The organism is Bacillus sonorensis NBRC 101234 = KCTC 13918 (genome assembly GCF_001592005.1).
GTDB lineage: Bacteria > Bacillota > Bacilli > Bacillales > Bacillaceae > Bacillus > Bacillus sonorensis.
Window position 1 is genome coordinate 248,719 of record NZ_BCVZ01000002.1, and the last position, 18,446, is coordinate 267,164.

Genomic DNA, 18,446 nt, shown 5'->3' on the forward strand with positions numbered 1-18,446 from the left:
GAATCAGTAACACGTTATAAAGGCGTTATGAAATTTTATTAGTCAAACGGTACAAATGTAATGTTAAGTAAACGGCTTCTGCCTCATGAACAGGTTTCTTGAGCGATTGCTGCAAGATTTTGATCATCTTCCAAGCAGTATTGTAACATAGCGGATATTCCGTTTTCAACAGCAACATTAATTTTTCCGGCTCCTGAATCGGCTCCTCCCGTGTGATCCTGTCGATCGTAAAACGAAGATGACGGATCAGGCGCAGGTAGTTGACGCTTTCTCTGTTGACTTTCATCTGAAACGCGTCTTCAATCACCTGGACAAGCCGCGATATTAACTGTGAATGCTGGTTGACTTCCGAAAGCGGCCTGTTCGTCAAAGCGCTGTGGATATGAAGGGCGATGAATCCGATTTCACCTTCAGGCAGCTGAATGTCGGATTGCTGGTTGATCATCTCAACGGCTTCTTTGGCAACCTCGTATTCTTTCGGATAAAGGGATTCCGTCTCAAGCAAAAACGGATTTTTCATGTCAAACCCTTTTTCCAAACGCTTGACAGCAAATGCGATATGGTCCGTCAGCGCGACATGGATATGTTCATTCAGCGGCTGACCGATTTTTTGCGCGATATGGTAAATGACATCATTGGCGATATCAACCATTTTTTCATCGACATATGTGAGGAGCTTCTTATACTGTGATTGTTCTTTATCATTTTCCAGAATAAACATTTTTTCATAGTTCTCATGTTCGATAAGATCTCCGCGCTTTTTGCCAAATCCGATCCCTTTTCCAATCAAGACGGCTTCTTTGTAATCCTCGTGGAGGGCGATTAAAACGTTGTTATTGAGTACCTTTTCAACAGTGAAGGATCTGTTCACGATCCTCAGCTCCTTTTTGTCATTCAATCTCTCATATCGTACAAAACTCATGAAAGCGCGTCAATTTATTTTGCCGTTTTTGATGAAAAATGTCGAATTTTTATCACCGATTGGAAAACAATTTGTTTTTCACTTATACCGTCGATCTTTCAATCAGCCTGTAGGGGAGAATTTTCTTTTCAGCCTCCTCTCCCCTGATTCCTTTTTGAAGAAGGCGAAACGCATGCCTTCCCATTTCTTTCGTCTTGATTTCAATGGTAGAAATACCGAGCAATTCGCTGATCGGCTGATTGTCGCAGCTCAAGATGGCGAGGTTTTCCGGAATTTGGACCTGATGCTTGCGGGCCTCAAGATAAAGCCCTGCAGAAACCTGGTCATTTGCCACAAAAATCGCCGTCGGTTTATCATCCATCCGGCTCCATGCGGAAAATAATGTTTGTCCGTCTGCAATCGTCAGCGACCGCTCAAAAACCCACTCATCCCGGTAAGGTTCACCAATGGCGGCCAGTGCTTCCTTATATGCCTCCAAGCGGTAATGACTGTTCACGCCATGTTTCCTCGCCAAGCCGATGGCTATTTTTTTGTGCCCTTTTTCAATCAGAAAATCAAGCCCGCGGCGAAATGCCTCATGATGCGGAATGCTGACCGTTGAAAAAAGGCGCTCCCTTGAATCCTGGCAGAGAATGAATGGCCCCGTGTCCCGCCAATTCAAAAGCTCTTCGTCCGACATTGCCTTTGAACAAAAAATCAAGCCGTCCACCTGCCGATGCTTCAGCTGTTCCAATGCGAACGTTTCCTTTTCCAGCTGATAATTTGTCTGGTAAAGCGCAAAGTGGACCTCCGACTTGGCCGCTTCCTCCGCAATTCCTTCAATTAATTCACTAAAATAAGGAAGGCTGATCGTCGGCAAAACCACGCCGATCATGTTTGAAAAGCCTTTTGAGAGGTGGACCGCATGCACGTTTCTCGCATATTCAAGCCGCTCAATGGTATCAAGAACCTTTTTCCGCTTTTCTGCTTTTACATAAGGGTGGCCGTTGAGAACCCTTGAAACGGTCGTAATCGAAACGCCAGCCGCCTCAGCTATTTCCCTGATATTCGCCATTTGATTCCCTTCTTTCACTTCGTTCTTGCTATGGTATGCGTTTTGTCATATGTACTATTTTCGCACATTTTCGGACCGGATCGAATCAGCTAAATTTCCCTATAAGCACTCATGTTTGCATTTTTTAAAATCGTCGTTTTTCGCCCCTTTCTTTAATCATAACATAGAATCCGAGAACAGAACATTAGTTCTCATTTAATGAGTTTTTAGAAGGGGATGAACACCGTGAAAAATGACAACTTAAAAGATCAGGGCATGTTAAAATAGATGGGTTTCATGATGCCGGAACACACCGAATTTCTTCTCGAATTAAACGCAACCACAACAGAGTGAAAAGGCCGGTGCTTAAAAAGAAGATTTGGATAGAGTAATATGTGAAGCGATGGAGTTTAATTCCTCGGTCCAGTTAGCCGCCGCCTCTTTTAAACGGTCCAGAAAGTTATTTATGTAGAAGGAAAACTCAGATCAGCAAGATTTTTCACGTCGTGGATTCAAAAGGAGACGCCAATTTCATTAAATTTGAGGATGCTGTTGGCGTGGAAATGAAATAGGCGCTTCGTCAGTCAGAAGGGCTCTTTCATCTTTTTTCTGTTCATCTTATAGGTATTTTTAAACATCTTATATTCGTAACCAATTTGTTTTGATTACTTTTTATCTTTATAGATATACATTTCAATCATGATGTATGTGTATTTTTTATCACTGGCTACATATTGTGTAGATAACATGTCGACTTTTTTTATAGAATGCTGGGAAGACAGTGTATGCAAACAAAGCAGCCCATTTCCATTTAAGTCCTGGCAACGAAACTACAAGTCTAGCAGCAAATTCTTAAGCTGTATCCATAAACTTAGTATTGCCCCGGAAGTGGTCAACAATCTTTCATTAGCTAACCGGAGGAACGGCTTGAATATGTACACTTCCGTCCTCGTCCATAACGGAAACCTTTAAGAGTTCCGCAATTTGCTGTAGTTCAGTTTTCACAACCGTTGGGGTGAATGACACGCTTTCATTCTCGGCAGCATGTGATGGGTACGGGAAGAAAGCCGCCCCCACAATGCAGGCATACCAAATTTTTCTCGCATCCTTTCGTGTTATATTTGTTATATGTAATTACCTGAGAATATAGGTTAAATACACTATCAGAGTAATAACTTTCAATTCAGTTTGCAGAAAATTCGCAATTGGAGGTTAATAGAATTGGACGAAGATAAATTGAGAATTATAGAGAAAACAGCTTATATTCTATCTCTCGTATCCATCCTTGTTTGGGCAGCGACACCTGAATCCATTCAAGTATTATTTAAATTTGCATCCTATATCATGCTTAGTCTCGGATTCTTCATGTCTGGATATTTAGATAGGAAAGAGAAAAGTCCCATATTACTGGTTATAGCTTGGGTTGTAATTACAGTAAATATTTTTTAGACAACAGCAAAGCACCGACATTAGCCGGCGCTTTGCTTTGGACCTCAATCTCGAAGGGCTTTTTTGTTATGCAAACAGTTTTGTCCATGCTGCTTTTCCGGTGATACCGTCCACGAATAGACCTTTCGCCTTTTGAAAGAGTTTAACGGCTTTGGTGACTTAAGGGGCTTTCCACCCACCTAAAGCTAAAGCAAATCTGGCAAAAGAGATTGAGCGGTGCGGAAATGCTGTTCCTCCACCGTTTGCAGAGCATCTTGTCAGGGTTAATCTCTATGAGCAGAATTTCGTTTTTTGCGAGGGAAACGGATGGCAAGGCCGGTGTCTTATGAAAAGAGCGGGCATGACGACATGAAAACCACAATGAAAATTTATACACAAAAAGATGAGACAGGCCGCTTCCCAAAAAGTGCAAAAGACTTTCGGAAATATCATCAAAATCGGGATTTCGTGAAGAATTGTATTAAAATGTTATTTTTAATGATTCTTATTGACTAATAAAAAGGACAAACCCTTGATAAACCAAGGGTTTTCTTTGTTTAAAATAACTATTGCTATGGTATGCGTTTCATACTTTACAATGAAAACAGCACCGGTGCAGATCACGTTCTCATTTAGAAAGGAGAAGAAAAAATTGGGTATTTTCATTCTGATCCTCTTATGCAGCATCATCGTACTGTCTTCAAAAGCGGCGATGAAACCGCTTAAAGAAAAACATGAAGTCAAGCCGTTCCGCTCTTTTGATGACTTCTTTATTTCCAAGGATTGATTCCTTTCTTTTCGTAAAAGATGTCAGAATAAAGAGGAAGGAATGACCGCAGTTTTATCATAAACATAAAAGGACCCGCCATGAAGCGGGTTCCCTAATTTATGAAATCACAGTGAACTGTTTCGGATACCGGGTAAGCGCCTCTGCTCCGTCTGCGGTGACGAGCACATCATCTTCGATTCGGACGCCCCCGATTTCCGGCACATAGATGCCGGGCTCAATCGTGTATACCATTCCTTCTTTTAAAAGTGCATCATTATTATGGCTCATGGAAGGATACTCATGTGTCGAGATACCGAGCCCGTGGCCCAGGCGGTGCGGAAAATAATCTCCGTAGCCGGCTTTTTCAATCATCCCCCGCGCCTTTAAATCAAGATCGCCGATTCTGACGCCGGGCCTGCTCATTTCCAGTGCGGCCGTTTCAGCCTGAAGCACCGTTTCATATATTTCTTTCTGACGGTCGCTCGCGTTTTTATAAACAAGCGTCCTCGTAATGTCTGAGCAATACCCGTCAATGATCACGCCTAAATCAAACAGGACGAAATCTCCCGCTTTTAATGTCCGGCTGCCGGGATTTCCGTGCGGCTGACCGGATTTCTCTCCGAATAAGACCATCGTTGAAAACGACATTCCCTGGATTCCTTTTTTCTTCAATTCATATTCAATCTTCGCGACCACTTCGATTTCCGCGACGCCTTCTTTTAAAGCGGCCGCTCCCGCTTCCACCCCGTAATCAGCTAGCTTTGCCGCTTCCCGGAGAATGGCGATTTCCTGTTCATCCTTAACGACGCGGAGTTCGTTCAGCTTTTCTTCGGCAGAGACAAGCTCAGCCCCGTTTGTGACGGCTCTCAGCATGTCGGCGCGCGAAAGGGAGATCGCTTCTTTTTCGACTGCCACCTTCGCCAATGGCAGATTGCGTTTTTTCAGTGCGGCGGATATGAGGTCCCACGGGTTTTCATGATCCTCATAACCGATGATGTCATATGCCCAGCCCGCCTCTTTTGCCTGGCTTTTTTCCATCAGCGGACAAACAAAAAACGGCTCCTCGTTTTGAAACGCAAACACGCCCATCAGCCGTTCATGGGGCTCTGTATAAAAGTGCGTCAAATAAAATACATTTTCTTTTGAATGAATAAAAGCCGCCGAAATGTCTTTTTCCCTCAGCCAGGAAGAGATATGCTCCATTCTTTTCAAATCCGGTTCCCTCCTAAAAAGAAAATTCTGTTCAACTGATCTATGTAAACCTTCATTTATATTGTATCAGTTTTTTGCGGCGCTTGCCCGCCGGGGAGCCGGTTTCTTTTCATGGCCGCTGGTGATGATTGCCATGGTACAGGAACAAGAAAACGGCTGCCAATATGAATAGCAGCCGTTTTGGTATAGAATTTACGATTTTAGCAGCCTGAGGCCGTTTAAAATCACAAGCAGCGTGCTTCCTTCATGGCCGATGACGCCGAGCGGCAGATCAAGGATCTGGAGGAAGTTGCTGCAGATTAACAAGCAGATCACAGCAAGAGAAAACACGACGTTCTGTTTAATGATCCTGTTCATTTTTCGCGACAGCCGGATCATTTTCGTCAGTCCTGTTAAATCGTTTTTCATCAATACAATATCCGCTGTTTCAAGCGCTACGTCCGTTCCTTCCCCCATGGCGACCCCGACATCCGCCGCCGCAAGAGCAGGTGCGTCATTAATGCCGTCTCCGACCATGACAATCGTTCCGTTAGTTCTTTTAAGCTGTTCGGCTTCCTTTACTTTGCTATCAGGCAGACATTCGGAAACGACGATTTTCAGTCCGGCTTCTTCCGCGATCGCCGCTGCCGTTTCTGGCTGGTCTCCTGTCAGCATTGCCGTTTGAATGCCGAGGGAATTGAGCTCGCTGATCACCGCTTTGGCTTCGGGTCTGATTTGATCCTTCAGCGCAAAACAGCCCGCAAGCCGCCCGCCCTTTTTCACGTAAACAATCGTTTTTCCTTGCCCGGCGAGCTGTTGAACTGCATCCCCAAAGACGTGATCCGCCTCCTCTTCCCCGACAAATCCGGCTTTGCCAATGAACCATATTTCTCCTTCAAACTGCGCCTTCACCCCGAATCCCGATGTCTCTTCAATCGCTACGTTTCCAGGCGGGTGAATGCCTTTTGCTTCGGCAAACTCGACGATCGCTTTTGCAAGAGGGTGGTTTGACTGCTTCTCGATGGCAGCCGCAGCTTCCAAGTATTCATTTTCGTCCATGCCTTCCGCCAGAATCATGTTTTCCACGGCCGGTTTGCCGTTCGTAATTGTTCCCGTCTTATCCATGGCGACGATTTTGCTGTTGCCTAGCTTTTCAAGGAAGACGCTTCCTTTGACAAGAAGTCCGTTTCTTGCTCCATTTGATATCAGCGACAGAGCGGCAGGCATGATAGAAGCGACAAGCGCACAAGGCGAAGCGACGACCATAAACACCATCGCCCTGTAAAATGTCTCACTCCAGCTCCAGCCAAGCAGATAATGAGGCAGAAACAGAAGCAGTCCGACAGCGAGCAAAACACCTTTCACATACATGTTTTCAAATCGTTCAATAAACGCTTGGGACGGTGACACGCTGTTTTGCGCAGATTCGACCAGCTTGATGATTTTTTTAAAAAGAGAATCCTCGTTCGCTTTTTTCACACGTACTGTCAAAGAGCCGTTTAAATTGACGGTGCCGGCAAATACCGGATCACCGGCCGTTTTTTCGACCGGAATCGATTCACCTGTGAGCGCGGATTCATCGATGCTTGTCTGTCCTGATTCAATATCTCCGTCTGCGGCGACTCGTTCGCCGGGCTTGACCATGATCAGATCTCCGGCCTTCAGTTCGGCTGCGGCAACCTTTCGCTGTCCCGCGCCGTCCAACAACACGGCCTCTTCCGGCTCCAATTTCATTAAGGACGTCAAATCGCGTTTGCTTTTATTTAATGTATATGTCTCAAGGGCTCCGCTGAGAGAAAATATAAAAATCAAGATGGCGCCTTCTGCCCAATAGCCGATCAAGGCAGAGCCGACCGCTGCAAATATCATCAAAAGCTCGACATTCAGCGTTTTTTCAGAAAGGGTTTCGAGAATTCCCTCTTTTGCTTTGGCAAAGCCGCCGATGCAGAATGCGGACAGAAACAGTGCGATGGACAGTGTCTCATGGCCTGAGCACAGCCAGCCGGCGGCAATCAGGTTGCCTGATAAAAGGGCGGCAGCCAATTCCCCATGCTCCTTTACGTTTTGAAAGCGAAATAGCGTATGCTGATGCTTAGATTGTTTTCGAATCTCTAATTGCATTATTAGCGTCCTCCCTAATTGAGAATGTAATTCATCATCAATTCCCTTATAAAAAACAAATTGCCGCCATTTGAGGCAGCATAAAAGATAAGTATTTAGTTTATATTATGGGTTTCCCCGTTTTATGCTCAGACAAAAACGGGAATCTTCTTTTTTATTATAGCATGGCATCAACAGCTTTCAAGTAATAATTATTATAATTTCTTTTTGATATTAATTATCATTTGCATCCGCCCATAAAAAAAAGCTGAAAGGCGATTTCAGCTTTTTTTCTCTGCCCATGACCTCATTTGTTCAACGGTGATCGGTCCGACGACCGATTTCTCAAGCTCCCCTTTTTCATTGATAAAAAATGTTGAAGGAATCGTCATGACGTTATATTTTTTCATCATGTCGCCGGTGCGGTCAAAAACTATCGGGAATGAGAGATGATTCGCTTTGATAAAGCGTTTGACAGACTGTTCATTTTTCTCCACATTCAGCAAATTGACGGTAATCAGTTCAACATCGGCATGCTTTTCATCATAATAGGACTGAAAGCGGGGAAGCTCCTCCCGGCACGGCGGACACCAGGTCGTCCAAAAATGGATGATCGTCTTTTGGCCTTCCGCTGGAATAAGCACACGCTGCCCCTCTATTGTTTTCATCTGCATCACGGCCGGTGAAGCCTGTTTGGCAAGGGCCTGAGGCTGAAAAAACAGCATGCCCGCTGAGAACAGCAGAATGAGCGGACGGCAAAGGAAGCCTTTTCTTTTCATGTAATCTCCCCTTCTTTTTTTCTTTAGCATCCCCTCCGGATCCAAAAACTATGAAGAGAAAAGCGCGCCCCTCCTTCAGCGGCTCTGGATTCTCGGCGCCCCCGTCTTATTCGTTAATATCAAGTTCACGCCCAATTCCTTGCAGATCGTTGCATAATGAAGGGCTGTCAGCAGAATCATCCCCGTGTTCATCCCGAGAATGACCCCGGTCATCTGTAAATTCTCCATTGATCCGAGGAAATACATCATCAAAAACGATATCACGCTTGCCCAGACATTATGATAGAACGCATCTTTGACAAGCCCCATGCCAATGAGACAGGCCTGAAGCGGCATCACGAAAAAGTGGAATAAAAAATACGGCCATAATAGTTCCAGATAAAACGCGGCTTTTACAGAATCAAAAAACAAGTGGGTCAGCGGCTCTGCAAACTGATACATCACCAAAACAGACGGTATGCCGTAAAGAAGGGTAATCAGAATCGCCTGTTTGATCCGTTTAATGACTCTGTCATATTGTCCATAGGCATAGCTTTCGGAAATGCTGGGAATCATGACGATCATGAGTGAATGGGCGATAAAAGCCGGAAAAAAACCGATCGTCATCGCAACGCCGGAGAGCATGCCGAACTGATCGATGGCCGCCGTTTGCGAAACGCCTGCCGCAAGCAGCGTGCCCTTCACCAAAAAAGGCTCGACCGCATTAGCAATGGCATGAAACACACGCAGGCCTGTCGTCGGTATGGAAACGGTCAATAACCGCTTCAGCACGTCATTTCTCCGCAGATGAACATGCTGGCCTTTTGCGGCGGCGCGTCTGACTAAAATAAACTGGGAATATAAATAAACAAACACAACCACTTCGCTTGCGACAAGAACGAACAATGAAATCAAAACCGACGTATCCAGTTCAAAGGAATACCATTGGAAAAATAAAAACAAGCCGATCAGCTGAAAGATTTTTTTCAATGCATTCGCCATAGCGATTTTCCCCATTTGCTGGACGCCCATGAAGTACCCTCTTGCAATCGAGGTAAAGGCAACGGTGGGAATCATTCCGATCACAAGGCCCCTGATAAAGGGATGGTATGAATCAAATATCGGAATAAAAGGAAGGATGACGGCAGCGGCCGCCGTAGAAAAAGCCGTGCAAACCGCTGTCATTCGAAAGGCATGCTTCAGCATGCTTTCATGGAGTTTCGGATTGGATTCCGCAATGAATTTTGATATTGAAATGGGAAGCTCAAGGCTCGCGATCACGACGACCAAAAATATGGAAGGCAATACACTCATATAGAGCCCCATGCCATGCTCTCCAAGTTCCCGCGCGAGAATCATGTTAATGACGAACTCAAGGCATTCTGCAAAAAAAGCAGCTAGCGATAGAAGAACGATTCCTTTCACAAAACGGTTCATGAGGTCTCCCCTTGTCTCACTGGTTATATCCCATCATATGAGACAAGTTCAAAAATTATTTTCTTTTTCATGTTTTCACTTGGAAAAAGGCATAAAAAAAGCCAAGACGATAAGTCTTGACTGCCATGGTCAGATCGCAAATACATGATTGCCGATGCGTTTCACGATCTTCCTCGTTCTAATCCAGTCATCTGATGCAGTGTCCGGATTATAAAAATATAATGCATCTGTTTCTTTTTTATGTTGATCGACCGCTTTTTCTACTGCTTTCTTTGATTCACGGTCCGCCTTTTTATTTATGCTCCCGTTGAGAACAGGCTCAAAAGCGTTCTTTTGGTAAATCACGCTTTTTATACTGTCAGGAAATCCGCCGTGCTCCACGCGGTTCAGTACGACATCGGCCACTGCCACTTTTCCTTCAAACGATTCGCCTTTGGCTTCCGCGTGTACAAGCCTTGACAATAAATCTTTTTCCCCGCTCGTCAACTTTATTTCTTCATTCTCTTCTTCTTTCTGTTCTGCATCCGGCCGGGGCGCAAATTCGATGAGATTTTTTTCATCCGTCAATTGAGAAAAAACCGGATGCTGTTCTTGATCAATGCTGGCAATCAGCCGCTTCATTTCCTGTCTGTCTTTTTTCGAGAATAACTTGACAGCCTGTGCATGTTCGATTCTTGCCGCTGGGAGCATACAGATGAAAAAAGCAGCTATCGCAGCAAATTTCGATTTCATTCCATTCCTCCTAGTCAAACACTTCTTCGAAAAAAACATATGTCTTACAGTAACAAGACAACTGATTGATTTCACTGATAAATTTTTGGCAGGCTTTCCATCAAAGCGTCCCACTGGCACATAATTGTATAGACACCGCGGATTTTTAACAGAAAAAAACAAAATATCCAGCAATACTTGTGCTGGATGCTTCCCTATATTAAAAGGCTTTCTCACCGCTTGAGAAAGCCTTCAGCTTCTTGGCTCTTTCATATATTGAAAAATGATGTCTCCCCCGCGCTGGGCGATTCCCCGAAAATGCTTAAAATCTTCTTGTTTCGTCAAGATGGCTCTAAAAGAAAGAAAATCCTCTTTTTTCACACGAAGTTCATGAATGCTGCCTGATCTCAAATTCTCGATCAGCTCAATCGCATTTTCCTCTGTCAATTTTCCTCTCTCCTTCTCCCGAAAATGATCTTTAACTAATTAACTATACCACTAAGTATACAGCCGTACAACAATAGTGCCGCCTATTCCCTTATCGCTTTACTTCTCCATGAAAATATTGCAAAATACTTTCAATAGGTTAAATCACTTTAAAGGAGAGGAAGCCACTTGAAAATTGCAAAAGTCGGGAACGTCATCGAATTCAAAAACGGACTCACCGGAGTCGTCGAAAAAGTAAACGAAAACTCGGTTATCGTTGATGTCACCATCATGGATAACTACAGAGACTTGGAATTGGACTCCTTAACTGTCGTTAACCATAAAAACTATAAAATTATTAAAGACTCCTTTCATTAATCATTCTCCGCACGACACGCAACCTGAACACATTCCGCACGATCTTCAGAAAAAGAAAAAAACCGCCGTTCTGTGGTATGGCGGTTTTTTCCCCTGCTCCCTACATCGTGTTAGAAGGGAATATAATTCGCCTGATTCCTTTATAGGATGAATGATATGAAGCCTTAAAAATCCTTGAGGTTCGGCCATATACTTGGCCCAATGATATCAAAGACATGTTGACAACAGCTGTAGACAACGTTCAAATACTTTTTATTATTAAGGAAAAAACAACCGGGGAAGTCATAGGAACAACCAGCATCGGTGGCATCGATGTACAAAACCGAAATGTTGAAATTGGCTGGACTTGGCTTTCTCCTGCTTATTGGAGAACAGGGGTTAACACGGAATCTGAGTTCTTGCTGCTTCAATATTGTGTTAAAATCGATCCATGTCCAATTTTCTGTGCGGTACCAAAAAGCAGTCGAGCGAATAGGGGCAGTAAAAGAAGGACACGTTTCGTATACATAGAATAAAGAAAGACGGTTCTGTTCATGACAATGTGTTCTACAGCATCATTGACAGCGAAAAAACATCTGATGGAGTTGTTGGAGAAAAAATACTGTTCCCTTTCTATAAAGAAGGTTGATGAGAGCTGGGATATCGCGGGAAAACCGCAAAAGCCCGTCTCGGAAGCGGGCTTACTTGCATCTACAGACGGGCTTCTATTTATATTAATATTTACCCAGGTGCCAACCCTTTGTGAATATATATAAGATAAAGGCCCAGATCGTGACCAGTCCAATTATTGATTTATGTCAGCCGTTTTACTAATAGTATTTCATCTCGGATTGGAATCCCATTATCAGCTGTGAAAGGAATCCCGGGCTTTATTTTTCTTGCCTTTTCAACAGCATTCACAAATAACCCAGCTAACACATAACCCCTCTTTTGATAGAATCCGATCGCTCTAACATTATCATTGGTTGTAATTAACTTCACTTGTTCACACCGCTCTCGCTCTGAAGCCCGTTCCACTTCTTTTAAAAGGGCAGAGCCAATCCCGTTATTTTCAATGATACTATCCAATGAAATGATTTCACATTCGGTTCCGTTAATAATGAACGTGATTAAACCTGTGATCTCTCTGTTTTCATCCAAAACTGCATATCCTTCCAGTTCATCGCACTGAAATGTGCCGTTTGAATTCACCATGACCGGGCTTCCCCAATGCGTCGTAAAAAATTGTGAAACCGCCCGTTTTGGCAAATCCTTTGTTGAAACGATTTTCATGTCATCCCCTCCAGTATTTTTCCCATTGTTTGCATGATTCAAGGCAAATAAAATGAAGAGCGAAACAATCCCACAAAGAATAGTTTCTGGTCGATTCAATGTGTGAAATTGCAACACCCTTTTTATTCCCAAATAGATCATATAACCAAAAAAACAGCTTGTAAAAAGAGACAGACAAAAAACTCTCACCTGTCTGGGAACAGCCAGCCAATATGTTAGAAGCTTTTCAGAGATTTTTCCCATTTTACCCTTTCCTTGCCTAAAAATGCACTATTTTTTTATAACGATCGATAATTTATAGTTCGCATGCTTGTTTAAGTCTTCTAAAAATTGATCTAATCGTTCATGGGATGGAAATTTGCATTCAAGCAGATAGCAGCCATCTCCACTAATTTTATAATTGTTTATGATATAGTTGGCTTGTGTTTTGATAAATGAGAGATAAGGTTGATGATAGGTGCTGTTGATATAGATGTTAATAAAAGCATGTATAAAACACCCTAATTTAACTTGATTCACCTGAATGGTATACCCCTCAATCACTCCATGATCTTCCAGCTTGGCAACTCTTGAAGCGGCTGCCTGTCCTGTCAAATGAACTTTCTCTCCCAATTCTTTCATCGTCATACGACTATTTTTGGACAGTTCTTCTAATATCCGCTTGTCTGTGTGATCCAACATAAAATCAAATCCTTTCAATAGAAGCATTACCTTCCAGTGGTCTGTACTTTCCATTCTCTTCAATCAGGAGTGCGTTCGATGTTCTTTTACATAAATAAAATACGTTTTTTCAAAATTCAAGTCAAACCGCATAAAGACTTGATTTAATCCATGTATTTTTAAATTGATCCTCTATAAACTATACGTAAATCAAAGAAAAGGAGTTTTAAACATGAAAATCACACAAATTCGAAATGCAACACTACTTGTCGAATATGCAGGCAAAATGTTTTTAATAGATCCAATGTTGGCTGAGAAAGGCACTTACCCTCCTTTCCCAAATTCGTTAAGACAAGATCAAAATAATCCTTTAGTCAGCTTGCCAATGTCGATGGATCATATCATCAATGATTTAGATGCAGTTATTGTCACTCATTTGCATTTAGACCATTTTGATGATGCTGCCAAAGATGTATTGCCAAAAGATATCAAAATGTTTGTCCAAAATGAAGAAGATGCTGAAGAAGTAAGAAACGCCGGTTTTCAACATGTTGAGGTTTTAACAGAAGCTACGGTCTTTGAGGGTATTCAACTCATCAAAACAAAGGGTGAACACGGAAGAGGAGAAATTCTAAAACTTGCGGGTCTGGTATGCGGCGTTGTTTTCAAACACCAAAATGAAAAAACATTATATGTAGCTGGAGATACGGTATGGTATGAAGGTGTTCAAGAAGAGATCGATGCACATCAGCCGGACATCATTGTTGTCAATGGCGGGGATAATCAATTCTTTGAAGGCGGTTCACTTGTCATGGGAAAAGATGACATCTATGAAGTATATAAGGCTGCTCCCCGCGCAAAAATAATTGCGAGCCATATGGAAGCCGTCAACCATTGGACATTATCCAGAGAAGAATTGAAATCCTTTATTGGCGAAAAAGGAATCTCCTCTCAGGTTTTAGTGCCTGATGATGGTGAATCATACACATTTTAAATGCCCGGCGCAGAAGTCTAATAGCATCGGAAAAGAAAAACTTCGATGCTTTTCCAGGCTTCAAGCTGCCGATGAAAAGCATGGTTGCTGAAAGTGATCAAGCGGCCGTTTATTTTGTATTTGAAGGTGCGCATACAGGCACGTTCCCGCAACGGGACGACCCGTAAGAATGTCTCTTATGACATTTTTACGGATTGCTGACGGCAAGATTATTGAGAAAAGGTTCATGTTGATATGCATGACATTCACCTTCAGACTATTGCCTAATTTTCTAAAGAATCAAAAGGCCCTGCAAGGGTATTTTTTAATTGTCTGAAAAACAGACGTGCAATACGTTTAAGGTCACAGTTGATTCGATTTCCCGGTTTAAATCCGTATTTCCCCAGGTGCCCCCACCTCTTTAAAATTCATTCGGAATTGAAGAGACGCCGAAAAATGTCAATCAATTTTAGTACTTGTTTGACTTGTTTTTTGGTCCAATATACCATGGGGCAGTATAATATTTTAAGTCGAGGAAATGAAGAAAGGGAGATCGGGAATGGCACTTTTACATACAAGTTTTAAACGTTTGCTGAGATTGCGGGATATTGAATTTTACCAAGTGGAAGTGAGTGATGGTGAAAGGTGCTGTTATTTGTTAATTTACGATAAGGGATTATCCGATTTTGATAAAGGATTGCGGGATTTTGATGAAGGCAATCTGATTAACGCTTATCTCATTACTCATTTTGAATTACCTGATTCACCCTATCAAGACGTGTTACATTTTCTTAATGAACTATTAGGAATGAAACACAATTGCACATATTTCTTGGATACTTTATATGTTGAGAAAGAATTTGATTTTGATTTTCCTTTTGATATGCTTGCTATTCGTGATTATGTGAATGAAATATTGGCTTTGCTGAGGATTGATAAGGAGATGCCGGATTTTAAAGAGACCGCTTTTAATTATTTGTCGCAGGATTAGTCTTTAGATGCTAGAAATTAGCCGTATATCTCGACTGGCGCGTTTGCTATTGCGAGAACGCGCCAGTCGAGATGCCTTTCGTTCTTATCGAATCGGCTAATACTGCCTTGCGGAATTTCTGACGCTTCCGACAGCGGAACTTGCTTCCACCCTTTCGCCTCCATTACTTCCGATAATTTCGGTCTTACCGTTATCTTCATTCGTGTTCACCTCGTTTTGTTTATCTGATTATACGAGGTGTTTAATGATGGTACCTATTTGTGTATAATTGGAAGAATATTCTGGTATTTATTATTTCTACGGGGGGATAGTGATGGAAAAACACGAATATGAGTGGGTAAAATAAACGAGACAGATTTTACTAGATCAGTGTAAAGAATTGAAAGAAAATGATTTTACAAGAGAATTTGGATTTGGTTTTCAAAGCATAAGAGATTCTTTAGTTCATGTGGCGGGTTGTTATCACGCTTGGCTGGGTTCTTTTGTGCTTTCACAAACAGCTTCACCACTATTAACAAAGGAAACAATCAATGATATGCAGATAGAGGATATTCAACGTTATTTTCAACAGGCGAATATATATGTAGATACTGTATTTGAACAATTCACTGATAAATTTGACGATATTATCGAAAAAGAGCCTTCTTGGAAAGTAGGCGGTGGGGCTGTAAGAAAAACGCCGCACCAATTACTAATCCATTCTATTACGCATGAATTTCATCATAAGGGGCAAATTGTAGCAATGCTACGGTTGCTTGGTTATATTCCTAATAATACAGACATTTTGGGACTACCTGAAAAGGCATTTGCTATACATAAATAATAAGTTATTAACCTAACGGGGTGACGGCGTTTCGGTTACGTCTAAGCCGCTGTATAAGCGAAAGGAACTGCTGGCCGGCCTGAATACCGATCATCCTAACGTTAAGGTAGTCGATAGTGTACGCAGCCGTGCTGCGGATTGCTTGAATTAGTCCGCGAGAACAAGATCGAGGGGACGTTATGGGGGACGTTATGGAGCGCGTTGATTTGATTTATGCGGAGAACAGACGGTCAGATCGCTGGCTGAAGGTCGTGAATTACAAATAAAATATACCGACGTTTTCACAACCGGAATTTTCGTACTTGGACGGACAATATCCGGTATTATGGAGGTTATGCCCTACGATGCTTAGCGGAGGTTACATGTTGAGCGGATAATGCGATAAGGAAGCGGAGAAATTCGTCTATATTGAGCCGATTGGTTGCCGGGTGAAACACCGATCAAAACAAAGAACGGTTTGCTGCGGGTTCCTTTGTTTCATGAATGGCGTTGAATTGGACGGTCATAATCAGAGGTTGAGACGGATGGATTACGAAACAAAGGGCTATGATGATAAGGAGTATCCGGATGTTCGCCACGGACGCTACGATAACTGCGATTACACGTAAACATACGAACGATGAAGATACGGGATAGGCGACGAACAGACGAACGAAGACGTAAATGAGACAGATGACGGTGTGATCTCATTTTTGCACTTCGATTAACGAATTGAATCGCGCTTCATATTGACGATCTAACATCCGGTCCAGCACGCCTTATAATATCCGGTTAAATTTCAATAAAAAAAGACGCGTAACAAGTACGCGTCTCGGTCACAACCGCAAAGGTCAATCCACCAATGCAAAAATGTACGGGTCTCACGATCTGATATATTGCGTGATCTCACTTCGTTTCACCGAACAGAAGTATTACCGATTATCCACCGTCTCCGGATACAAATCATGATTCATCAAGCGGTATTCCGCCATTTTCTCGTATTTCGTCCCCGGGCGGCCGTAGTTGGTGTACGGGTCGATCGAGATGCCGCCTCTCGGGGTGAATTTTCCCCAGACTTCGATGTAGCGGCGGTCCATCAATTCGATCAAATCGTTCATGATGATCTTCATGCAGAAAGCCCAACTCTAATGAGAAGGGCTTTGAGTGCTTATTTTTTTCTTATGAAAACGGAATAACGATATATCTAAATTAAGATGCGAATCTTTCTGCGACTTTAAAAGAAGTGTTATCTGTTTGAACATATACGGAACTAACCGCGCTTACTGTACCTAATAGTAAAACAGCACAAATCAAAAATTTAGCTTTCATTTACATAACCACTCCTTTGAATTTGTTTTCTTGCATCGCATGCAATACGGTAAAAATCACAGGCATCACGAATCTTTTCTTCAGTTTCCAAAATTTCCGCCGCAATGATTCCGTAATCTTCCGCATCTGCATACAAACCGTTTTCCTTGAAGAACTTAAAAGAGTCTCTAACTAAATCCAGATCATGAATCAAGTAAAGCCCTTTTAGCATTTCAAGCTTTGCAAGGTCATATGAATTACAAATTTTTTCGGCATATTCTTTTCCTTCAAAATAAAGGTCGTGGGCTGTTACCAACTCAGCCTGCTTCGCTCTAACGTGTGCAAGGTTAAAAAAGGCTTTTGGTAAAAAACTATGATTAACCTCTCTATACACTTCAAGGGCTTTTTGGAGATGATCGGTAGCTTTTTCAAGTTCTTCAAGTTGATTATAACATATTCCAAGATTCAAATGCGATGAACCAATTAAATGAGGGGAGTCTAATCTTGTTGATTCACTCAATGCTTGATTTAAGCTAGGCAAGGCTTTTTCAGGAAGCATTTGATCTCGACGATTGCCGGCAAGAATGAATTGACATTGAACTCTACGTTCTCCATAAGTGTCATACTTTTTATAAATATTATAGGCGCGACTCGCATAATTCATTGAAAAAAATGTCTGTTTCATATGGTAATAAACTTCGGATACCTTGAAATAAAATTCAGCTTTCTCTAGATCGTCACACTCAAAAGAATCGAGTTGTTTTTCGGCATTCCTATAAAAGTTCAACGCAAGTATTAATTCTTTTTGTCTGAAATGATACATCCCCGCGAAGAATTGATAATAATATTCCAACATTCCTTCGGGTTGTTCTGATCTCGAATTTTTTTGAACTCCTCAAATCGACTAGCTAAATTACCGCCAGAATCAGAATACATATAATCAAATTGTAGGTTGTGTCGGAACAACAATAAATTATAATAGACAACCACGTCTTGGTTTTGTTCCATTCGCTCTAATTCTCTTTCAACTTCTTTCCTAGTATCCTCCGCCCGGCCTGGCCAATTGTTTTTTAAAGCCGTATACCAAAAATTCATTTTCGTCGCAACTAAATCATAAGGAATAACATCCACACCGTCTCTTCCTTTCTCTCAAGATTAAAAGTTTTTAGAAAAATTAAAATATTAAACTTCCTTTATCTGCATAGTAATTATTCTACAAAATAAGCCTATTATTTACAACCAAATATTGTTATCATTCCCACTATAAACTCTAATATGGAAACAAAT

At 42.2% G+C, this 18,446-nt stretch carries 19 protein-coding genes and 3 pseudogenes; 8 read left to right on the plus strand and 14 right to left on the minus strand.

The window, feature by feature from the left end; translation table 11 throughout:
• Nucleotides 1-25: 25 nt before the first annotated feature.
• Nucleotides 26-871 carry a glucose PTS transporter transcription antiterminator GlcT gene (gene glcT, locus BTR1S_RS03920; RefSeq protein WP_006638413.1) on the minus strand — a complete coding sequence of 282 codons (846 nt, stop codon included), beginning with the start codon at nt 869-871 and terminating at the stop codon, nt 26-28.
• A gap of 133 nt (nt 872-1,004) precedes the next feature.
• Nucleotides 1,005-1,976, minus strand: coding sequence for a LacI family DNA-binding transcriptional regulator (locus BTR1S_RS03925; protein ID WP_006638414.1), 972 nt, complete (start codon nt 1,974-1,976; stop codon nt 1,005-1,007).
• A gap of 1,200 nt (nt 1,977-3,176) precedes the next feature.
• On the opposite strand from BTR1S_RS03925, the gene BTR1S_RS03930 reads away from it, so the two are divergent.
• On the plus strand, nt 3,177-3,404 hold the full coding sequence (locus BTR1S_RS03930; protein ID WP_006638415.1) for a hypothetical protein: 228 nt from the start codon (nt 3,177-3,179) through the stop codon (nt 3,402-3,404).
• Between the two features lie 66 nt (nt 3,405-3,470).
• Here BTR1S_RS03930 and BTR1S_RS23540 read toward each other — a convergent pair.
• A pseudogene (locus tag BTR1S_RS23540) lies at nt 3,471-3,548 on the minus strand (peptidoglycan binding domain-containing protein); the annotation flags it as partial.
• Nucleotides 3,549-4,035: 487 nt separating this feature from the next.
• Between BTR1S_RS23540 and BTR1S_RS23020 the strand changes: the two are divergent.
• Nucleotides 4,036-4,170, plus strand: a complete 135-nt coding sequence (locus BTR1S_RS23020) for a hypothetical protein (protein WP_006638416.1) — start codon at nt 4,036-4,038, stop codon at nt 4,168-4,170.
• Nucleotides 4,171-4,269: 99 nt separating this feature from the next.
• On the opposite strand, the gene BTR1S_RS03940 is transcribed toward BTR1S_RS23020, so the two are convergent.
• From BTR1S_RS03940 to ykzS, 6 genes are all read right to left on the minus strand, one after another.
• Nucleotides 4,270-5,355, minus strand: a complete 1,086-nt coding sequence (locus tag BTR1S_RS03940) for a M24 family metallopeptidase (protein ID WP_411803013.1) — start codon at nt 5,353-5,355, stop codon at nt 4,270-4,272.
• 201 nt (nt 5,356-5,556) lie between these two features.
• Nucleotides 5,557-7,464 carry a heavy metal translocating P-type ATPase gene (locus tag BTR1S_RS03945; RefSeq protein WP_029418573.1) on the minus strand — a complete coding sequence of 636 codons (1,908 nt, stop codon included), beginning with the start codon at nt 7,462-7,464 and terminating at the stop codon, nt 5,557-5,559.
• A gap of 260 nt (nt 7,465-7,724) precedes the next feature.
• Nucleotides 7,725-8,222, minus strand: a complete 498-nt coding sequence (gene stoA / locus BTR1S_RS03950; protein ID WP_006638419.1) for an endospore biogenesis thiol-disulfide oxidoreductase StoA — start codon at nt 8,220-8,222, stop codon at nt 7,725-7,727.
• Nucleotides 8,223-8,297: 75 nt separating this feature from the next.
• Nucleotides 8,298-9,638 (minus strand): polysaccharide biosynthesis protein, encoded by a 1,341-nt coding sequence (locus BTR1S_RS03955; protein WP_006638420.1) that lies wholly within the window; start codon nt 9,636-9,638, stop codon nt 8,298-8,300.
• A gap of 129 nt (nt 9,639-9,767) precedes the next feature.
• The gene (locus BTR1S_RS03960; RefSeq protein WP_006638421.1) at nt 9,768-10,370 is read right to left on the minus strand and encodes a cell wall hydrolase; all 603 of its coding nucleotides are present in this window, start codon (nt 10,368-10,370) and stop codon (nt 9,768-9,770) included.
• 231 nt (nt 10,371-10,601) lie between these two features.
• Complete coding sequence (gene ykzS, locus BTR1S_RS03965) at nt 10,602-10,796, minus strand: protein YkzS (protein WP_006638422.1); 195 nt, start codon at nt 10,794-10,796, stop codon at nt 10,602-10,604.
• A 168-nt stretch (nt 10,797-10,964) separates the two neighbouring features.
• Here ykzS and BTR1S_RS03970 point away from each other — a divergent pair, with 168 nt between their 5' ends.
• Nucleotides 10,965-11,153: a YkvS family protein gene (locus BTR1S_RS03970; protein WP_006638423.1), complete on the plus strand. Its 189-nt coding sequence runs from the start codon at nt 10,965-10,967 to the stop codon at nt 11,151-11,153.
• Nucleotides 11,154-11,359: 206 nt separating this feature from the next.
• Nucleotides 11,360-11,668, plus strand: coding sequence for a GNAT family N-acetyltransferase (locus BTR1S_RS23025; protein WP_326190794.1), 309 nt, complete (start codon nt 11,360-11,362; stop codon nt 11,666-11,668).
• Nucleotides 11,669-11,945: 277 nt separating this feature from the next.
• Here BTR1S_RS23025 and BTR1S_RS03980 read toward each other — a convergent pair whose 3' ends face one another.
• The gene (locus tag BTR1S_RS03980; protein WP_029418574.1) at nt 11,946-12,425 is read right to left on the minus strand and encodes a GNAT family N-acetyltransferase; all 480 of its coding nucleotides are present in this window, start codon (nt 12,423-12,425) and stop codon (nt 11,946-11,948) included.
• 270 nt (nt 12,426-12,695) lie between these two features.
• On the minus strand, nt 12,696-13,106 hold the full coding sequence (locus tag BTR1S_RS03985) for an Lrp/AsnC family transcriptional regulator (protein WP_029418575.1): 411 nt from the start codon (nt 13,104-13,106) through the stop codon (nt 12,696-12,698).
• A gap of 211 nt (nt 13,107-13,317) precedes the next feature.
• Here BTR1S_RS03985 and BTR1S_RS03990 point away from each other — a divergent pair, with 211 nt between their 5' ends.
• The 3 genes from BTR1S_RS03990 to BTR1S_RS03995 all read left to right on the plus strand — a co-directional run bounded on the left by BTR1S_RS03990 (nt 13,318) and on the right by BTR1S_RS03995 (nt 15,049).
• A complete protein-coding gene (locus tag BTR1S_RS03990) occupies nt 13,318-14,079 on the plus strand; it encodes an MBL fold metallo-hydrolase (protein ID WP_006638427.1) in 762 nt (253 codons plus the stop codon).
• A gap of 71 nt (nt 14,080-14,150) precedes the next feature.
• Nucleotides 14,151-14,246, plus strand: coding sequence for a hypothetical protein (locus BTR1S_RS23030; RefSeq protein ID WP_236835980.1), 96 nt, complete (start codon nt 14,151-14,153; stop codon nt 14,244-14,246).
• A 434-nt stretch (nt 14,247-14,680) separates the two neighbouring features.
• Nucleotides 14,681-15,049: a hypothetical protein gene (locus BTR1S_RS03995; RefSeq protein WP_029418576.1), complete on the plus strand. Its 369-nt coding sequence runs from the start codon at nt 14,681-14,683 to the stop codon at nt 15,047-15,049.
• A gap of 17 nt (nt 15,050-15,066) precedes the next feature.
• Here BTR1S_RS03995 and BTR1S_RS04000 read toward each other — a convergent pair whose 3' ends face one another.
• The gene (locus BTR1S_RS04000) at nt 15,067-15,249 is read right to left on the minus strand and encodes a helix-turn-helix domain-containing protein (protein ID WP_006638429.1); all 183 of its coding nucleotides are present in this window, start codon (nt 15,247-15,249) and stop codon (nt 15,067-15,069) included.
• 155 nt (nt 15,250-15,404) lie between these two features.
• Between BTR1S_RS04000 and BTR1S_RS04005 the strand changes: the two genes are divergently transcribed.
• On the plus strand, nt 15,405-15,872 hold the full coding sequence (locus BTR1S_RS04005) for a DinB family protein (RefSeq protein WP_224254528.1): 468 nt from the start codon (nt 15,405-15,407) through the stop codon (nt 15,870-15,872).
• A 911-nt stretch (nt 15,873-16,783) separates the two neighbouring features.
• Here BTR1S_RS04005 and BTR1S_RS04010 read toward each other — a convergent pair.
• A pseudogene (locus BTR1S_RS04010) lies at nt 16,784-16,984 on the minus strand (preQ(1) synthase); the annotation flags it as partial.
• A gap of 185 nt (nt 16,985-17,169) precedes the next feature.
• Nucleotides 17,170-18,290, minus strand: a pseudogene (locus tag BTR1S_RS23545) (Rap family tetratricopeptide repeat protein).
• Between the last annotated feature and the right edge of the window lie 156 nt (nt 18,291-18,446).

Coding starts and splice junctions, on each gene's coding strand:
- BTR1S_RS03925 (WP_006638414.1), bottom strand. CDS start 1,976: ATGGCGAATATCAGGGAAATAGCTGAGGCGGCTGGCGTTTCGATTACG.
- BTR1S_RS03940 (WP_411803013.1), bottom strand. CDS start 5,355: ATGGAGCATATCTCTTCCTGGCTGAGGGAAAAAGACATTTCGGCGGCT.
- BTR1S_RS03945 (WP_029418573.1), bottom strand. CDS start 7,464: ATGCAATTAGAGATTCGAAAACAATCTAAGCATCAGCATACGCTATTT.
- stoA (WP_006638419.1), bottom strand. CDS start 8,222: ATGAAAAGAAAAGGCTTCCTTTGCCGTCCGCTCATTCTGCTGTTCTCA.
- BTR1S_RS03955 (WP_006638420.1), bottom strand. CDS start 9,638: ATGAACCGTTTTGTGAAAGGAATCGTTCTTCTATCGCTAGCTGCTTTT.
- BTR1S_RS03960 (WP_006638421.1), bottom strand. CDS start 10,370: ATGAAATCGAAATTTGCTGCGATAGCTGCTTTTTTCATCTGTATGCTC.
- BTR1S_RS03980 (WP_029418574.1), bottom strand. CDS start 12,425: ATGAAAATCGTTTCAACAAAGGATTTGCCAAAACGGGCGGTTTCACAA.
- BTR1S_RS03985 (WP_029418575.1), bottom strand. CDS start 13,106: ATGTTGGATCACACAGACAAGCGGATATTAGAAGAACTGTCCAAAAAT.
- BTR1S_RS03990 (WP_006638427.1), top strand. CDS start 13,318: ATGAAAATCACACAAATTCGAAATGCAACACTACTTGTCGAATATGCA.
- BTR1S_RS23030 (WP_236835980.1), top strand. CDS start 14,151: ATGAAAAGCATGGTTGCTGAAAGTGATCAAGCGGCCGTTTATTTTGTA.
- BTR1S_RS04000 (WP_006638429.1), bottom strand. CDS start 15,249: ATGAAGATAACGGTAAGACCGAAATTATCGGAAGTAATGGAGGCGAAA.